4 protein-coding genes are annotated in these 5,842 nt (G+C 48.1%); 2 read left to right on the plus strand and 2 right to left on the minus strand.

Features of this window, described 5'->3' with window-relative positions; genetic code table 11:
* Positions 1 to 111 precede the first annotated feature (111 nt).
* Together glmS and K2I50_RS05010 are read right to left on the minus strand one after the other, a co-directional pair.
* Positions 112 to 1,956 carry a glutamine--fructose-6-phosphate transaminase (isomerizing) gene (gene glmS, locus K2I50_RS05005; RefSeq protein ID WP_301025123.1) on the minus strand — a complete coding sequence of 615 codons (1,845 nt, stop codon included), beginning with the start codon at positions 1,954 to 1,956 and terminating at the stop codon, positions 112 to 114.
* Positions 1,957 to 2,372: 416 nt separating this feature from the next.
* A complete protein-coding gene (locus K2I50_RS05010) occupies positions 2,373 to 2,897 on the minus strand; it encodes a PepSY-like domain-containing protein (RefSeq protein WP_301025124.1) in 525 nt (174 codons plus the stop codon).
* A 104-nt stretch (positions 2,898 to 3,001) separates the two neighbouring features.
* Here K2I50_RS05010 and purN point away from each other — a divergent pair, with 104 nt between their 5' ends.
* Both purN and K2I50_RS05020 read left to right on the plus strand, forming a co-directional pair.
* Entirely contained in the window at positions 3,002 to 3,586 is a 585-nt protein-coding gene (purN, locus tag K2I50_RS05015; protein WP_301025125.1) for a phosphoribosylglycinamide formyltransferase, read from the plus strand.
* A gap of 57 nt (positions 3,587 to 3,643) precedes the next feature.
* Positions 3,644 to 4,843, plus strand: a complete 1,200-nt coding sequence (locus K2I50_RS05020) for a mechanosensitive ion channel family protein (RefSeq protein ID WP_301025126.1) — start codon at positions 3,644 to 3,646, stop codon at positions 4,841 to 4,843.
* Positions 4,844 to 5,842: the final 999 nt, after the last annotated feature.

A 5,842-nucleotide genomic window follows, 5' to 3' on the forward strand; every position in this document is an offset into this window, starting at 1 on the left:
GCCCTGTTCCTCAGTTGTGTACATAAAGTACACTCCTTCGTCACATGTCGAAAATCGTCTCAAGCTATACGACCCTGTCGGCAACATTTATTATTAAACAAGCTCTTAATGTTATTCTACGGTAACCGACTTGGCCAGGTTGCGCGGCATATCTACGTTGCAGCCTTTCATTATGGCTATATGGTAGGCCAGCAGCTGCAGGGGGATGGCTGCTATAATCGGTGAGAGAGCCTCAGGCACTCGCGGTATCTCCAGCACATGGTCGGCCATGGCCGGGATTGTAGTGTCGCCTTTTGTCACGATGGCTATTACCGAGCCGCCGCGTGCTTTTACCTGCTGTATATTGGAAATCACCTTTTCGTGAAGCTCGTCGTCCGGAGCAATCACGACTGTAGGCATCTCCTTGTCGATAAGGGCGATTGGGCCGTGTTTCATCTCTGCGGCCGGATATCCTTCGGCATGTATGTAGCTTATCTCTTTCAGTTTGAGAGCGCCTTCCAGGGCATTGGGGTAGTTGTAGCCGCGGCCAAGGTACAGGAAGTTGTGGACATATGTATATATGGCCGACAGTTTTTCTATCTGAGGATTCAGTTCGAGAGTCTCGGCGATGAGGTCGGGCAAGCGGAGTATAGAGCGTCCTACCTCGGCTATCTGCTCACTGCTGATTGTGCCCTTCAGCTGCCCGATTGCCAGGGCGAGCATGGTGAGTACTGTTACCTGTCCAGTGAATGCTTTTGTAGAGGCCACACCGATTTCCGGCCCTACGTGTATATATGTGCCGGTGTCGGTCTCTCGGGCGATGGAGGAACCCACTACGTTGCATATGCCGTAGACGAATGCTCCTGCCTCCTTTGCGAGTCGTATGGCGGCCAGGGTGTCGGCGGTCTCTCCGCTTTGGGATATGGCAATCACCACATCGTCGGGGCGGATTACGGGATTGGCATATCTGAATTCAGAGGCATACTCCACACGGGTCGGTATGCGGGCGAAGTTCTCGATAAGGCGGGCTCCGATTAGTCCGGCATGCCACGATGTGCCGCATGCCACTATAAGTATGCGTCCGGCATTGATGAAGCGGTCGGGGTGGTCGTTCACTCCCGAGAGTTTTATGGCGGTGCCGTTGGCGACGACACGTCCGCGAATGCAGTCGAATATGGTATCGGTCTGCTCGAAAATCTCTTTCAGCATGAAGTGGGGATAACCTCCTTTCTCAAGCTGAGATACCGACATGCGCAGTGTTTGGATGTCGATTTTAGACTCTTCATTAGCGGTGGTGATTACCTTTAACGGCCGGTTGCGGGTTATTATGGCGATTTCGTTGTCGCGCAGGTATACGACTTTGTTGGTGTATTCGATAATCGGCGAAGCGTCGGATGCGATGAATGTTTCGCCCTCACCTATGCCGATAACGAGTGGAGAGCTCTTTCGGGCGGTGATTATCGTGTCGGGATTGTCAGAGTCGATGACTGCTATCGCATATGCTCCGACAATCTGATGCAGAGCCTCGCGTACGGCATCGAGCAGAGTGCAGTTGTTTTCGTTCTGAATATATTCAATAAGTTTGACTATGACTTCCGTGTCGGTCTGGCTATTGAATTCGCATCCGTGCTGCTGAAGGGCCTGCTTGAGTATACTGTAGTTTTCTATTGTTCCGTTGTGTACAATAGCTATGCGACCATTGGTGCTTGAGTGGGGATGGGCGTTTATGTCGCTTGGCTCGCCGTGCGTGGCCCATCGGGTATGGGCGATTCCGATTGTTCCTGAGATGTCCTTCGACCGGCAGAACGATTCGAGTTCGGCGACCTTTCCGGTGTGTTTATATATGTTCAGTCGGTCGTCAGGGTTGATTATCGCTACTCCGGCGCTGTCGTAGCCTCTGTATTCGAGTCGGTGTAAGCCTTTTATAAGGATGCTGTAAGCCTCTTGATGTCCGATGTATCCTACTATTCCACACATAAATAAATAATTAATAATCAGAAATAGATATTTTTCAATATGCAAATTTAACTAAAAAATGTGACAACGGGTAATGTTTGTCCAAGATTAAGAGCTTGTTTAATAATAAATGTTACCGTCAGGGCGGTCATTCGTCGAGCAGATTTTCGCTTGTGATAAGGGAGTTATGGGGTTCCATAACGACCGAAGAACAGGCGGAAAGATGCCGGCGATTGACCGACTGGAGGTAATTTGTTTCATATCGTTGATATATTTTTGCATTTATTTCAAAAGAAGGCAAGAGGTTGAGTGGTTATAAAGTTACTTTTAGGGACTGTGGTTGCTGTGACAAGCTGTAACGGCAAAACAGGCGATGCGCCTTGAGTAGGATGCATCGCCTTATGCAGTATTACAGTTACATTTGTTAACTGAGAGTGTCAGAGTATGGACGTTGTGGGCAGGATGTCGGTTGCGGTATCCGAAGGGATTGCCTTTATCATGGTGCCGTCGGTGGTGTAGAATACATCCATGTCGGCACTTCCCGCTTTCTCTACCTCAAAAACATAGAATTCAGATGCTTTCTGTTTGTAATGGGTAATGTCGTCGATAGTCCAGGTGCCATATTCGCCTTTGGGGAATGCGGCAGTGACGGCATTGTCAGGAACCAGGAAGATATCCTTGCCATAATCCATTTCGGTCATGGCCCAGGCGGTAGTCTTGTCGAACCATACATCGTAACCGACTCCATTTTTATTGAATTCGGCTACGCGGTATTCGCTGTTTCTTTCCCATTTCACATTCTGTGCGTCGGGAAACTGCTCTTTGAGAGCGTCGTTGAAAGCGGCATCGACACGCGACGGGGTGTAGGGATTGTTGTGTTCGTTGCTGTCGCATGATGGCATCGTAACGGCTATGGCAGCCATTGTAAAGAGAAATGCCGGTATCGAATATGATATTTTCATAATTCCTGGATGTTTGGTAATGGCCAATTGTCAAGTATCGGAATATTAACAATCATTGGGTCAAAAGAGTTTCTTACACCGGAGAAATTGCCTAACTTCACGGCATGGAAAAAGGATACACTACTAAACGTTTCGCTATATTCGCCTCAGGCGACGGGAGCAATGCGGAGAATATCGTAAGATATTTCCGCGACAACTGTTGTGACGCCGAGGTGGAGCTTATAGTATGCAACAATCCGGCGGCCGGCGTAATAAGCCGGGCAGCCAGGCTTGGTGTTGATGTGGCAGTGTTGTCGCGGCATGATATCAATGACTCTTCGCGCTTGCTTCCTCTGATGGAGGAGCATGGTATTGACGTGATTGTGCTTGCCGGGTTTCTGCTGATGGTTCCGGAATTTCTAATCGAGCGCTACTGCGGAAAAATAATCAACATACACCCCTCGCTTCTGCCCAAATTCGGCGGAAAGGGTATGTACGGACGCCATGTCCATGAGGCAGTGGTTGCCGCCGGAGAGTCGTGCACGGGCATAACGATCCATCATGTAAGCGATAAGTATGACGAAGGACGCATTATATTTCAGGCCTCGACCGAGGTTACACCTGACGATACCGCAGATGATGTCGCTGCCAAGGTAAGAATTCTCGAAACACTGTATTTTCCACGTGTGCTTGCTGAAACTTTTCTTTAAAGTACTCATTTATTGTCCAACCGACTCTTGAACAAGTCTTAAAATATCTGTTTATCTATGTCTGAAAGTATCAAGGAAATCGTCGGAACCATAGCTCCTGAAACTCTTCATCCGCATCTTGCGACTGTGCTTCTGCTCACCGGCATAGCGATAATATCGGTAATTGCCTATTTTGTGACCAAAGGTGTGCTGATGATGTTTGAGAAGATGATATTGCGCAGTCCTACCGAATGGGACGACGATATGCTCAATCCCCGTCTGATGAGAGCTGTATCGCAGCTTGCTCCTGCTCTTGTAATTTCGTGGCTACTTCCGCAGACATTTGCCGATTCTCCGGGGTCGGTCAAATGGATCGACGTGGTGACTTCGCTGTATATCCTGTGGGCGATAGTGAGGATTGTAGTAATAATAATCGACAATCTTTATAAGGCACTTCTCAGAAGGGACAATCTGAAGGCATATGCCATAACCGGTATATTTCAGATGTTTAAGCTAATAATGATTGGCATCGGGGTGATAATAGCAATAAGCATACTCATAGGAAAGACTCCGATAGCGATACTCACAGCTCTGGGTGCTTCGGCGGCGGTACTGTCGCTGGTGTTTAAAGACACGATACTCGGGCTTGTAGCAGGCATTCAGCTTACAGCCAACAAGATGTTGCAGCGTGGCGACTGGATTACGATGCCTAACCGTGATCTCAACGGCGAGGTCATTGATGTATCGCTTACCACCGTCAAGGTGCGCAACTGGGACAATTCTGTCACTACCGTGCCTCCTTACTCCCTTATCACAGACTCATTCCGCAATTACCGTCCTATGCAGATTTCGGGAGGTCGCCGTGTAGACCGGTCCATATATATCGATATAAATACAGTGAGACTGGTTTCCGAAGAAGAGCTGACCCGTCTTTTTGACGACGGCATGATTCCGGATTTTGGCGGCGATGATGTCAGAAACCGGCGTGGCGGAAATGTCAATCTTCGTCTGCTGAGGGATTATCTGGAGTGGTATCTGCGGTCGCTCCCCGACGTGAATACAGATATGACACTGATGGTCAGACAAATGGCTCCCACCCAGTCGGGACTTCCCATTCAACTGTATTTCTTTATCCGCGAGACAGCCTGGGTAAAATATGAGCATATACAGGCCGACATATTCGATTATGTGTACGCTGTGGTGCGGAAATTTGGTCTGAGCATCTTCCAGGCTCCTGCCGGTACCGACCTGCTGGGACGTGGACTCATAAATTCTTAGCCGTTAACAAACTTATATTGATAATACCAGCATACGGTTTACATAATTTAACACTCCGAATTAGCTGAATAATAGCCGCATTGCATATATTTGCAATGCAAAATGTGTGATTAGTCAAATGAAATAAACGACTATCATACATCGGGAGATTACATCACCTTGGCAATTCGGCATATTAGCTCCGATAATGCTGTGTGACTACAACATCGGAAGCCTGTGCTGAAAGTGATGGGACGGCTCTTCTCTCGTTAAAACACATATTCCTGCGTCCCGTCTTGCAGAATCAATAAATTGTGCTCCTGTCGGGGGTATGCGTTTTTATGCATATCAACTATAGGGGGCGTAACGATTGTATTCTATGCAGACATATGCCTACAGCAGGATATATTCCTCTATCGACATTTGTAATTATATTATAGCTTGGCTCCGCACCCTGCCGGCAGGTAGGTTTTGGGGGCCGGTGTGCTGTATACCGGCGGATGGTCTACAGTCGCCCTGCCATGCATTACGATATTCCCCAAATATGGCGTGACCATCAAGATATTAAGGCAGTTTAGGCTTACGTTATCAATAGTCCGGACAAAATTTATTGATTGTGGTGCTCCCCGTTTATTATTATTGATAAAATAAGTATAATCGTCACACCTACGGAGAGCGGTATCAGTTTCCGGAGTACAGGGTACCCGCAGGATTGGTAATAATCCTGTCGTGAAAATGTGAAAGACGCATGCTTAGCGCCGTGGCATAGATTAAGCCACGGCGCCAAACGCATGTAAGACCCCGTTCCCCAATATTTGTTAACGCTGGGGCGGTCAAGCGTCGTGCAGATGTGTTCGCGCAGTGAGAGAGCAATGCGGTTGCATTGTGACCGAAACAAGCGGACGCAGATGCATGACGATTGGCCGTGGCGATGGTAATTTCCGCCACGGACTGCTGAGAATAAATATAACTGTGATGAACTAGGGATGAAGCTGAATTAAACGAACCGCAACATAAACA

This window comes from Muribaculum sp., from assembly GCF_029051885.1.
Classification (GTDB): Bacteria; Bacteroidota; Bacteroidia; order Bacteroidales; family Muribaculaceae; genus Muribaculum.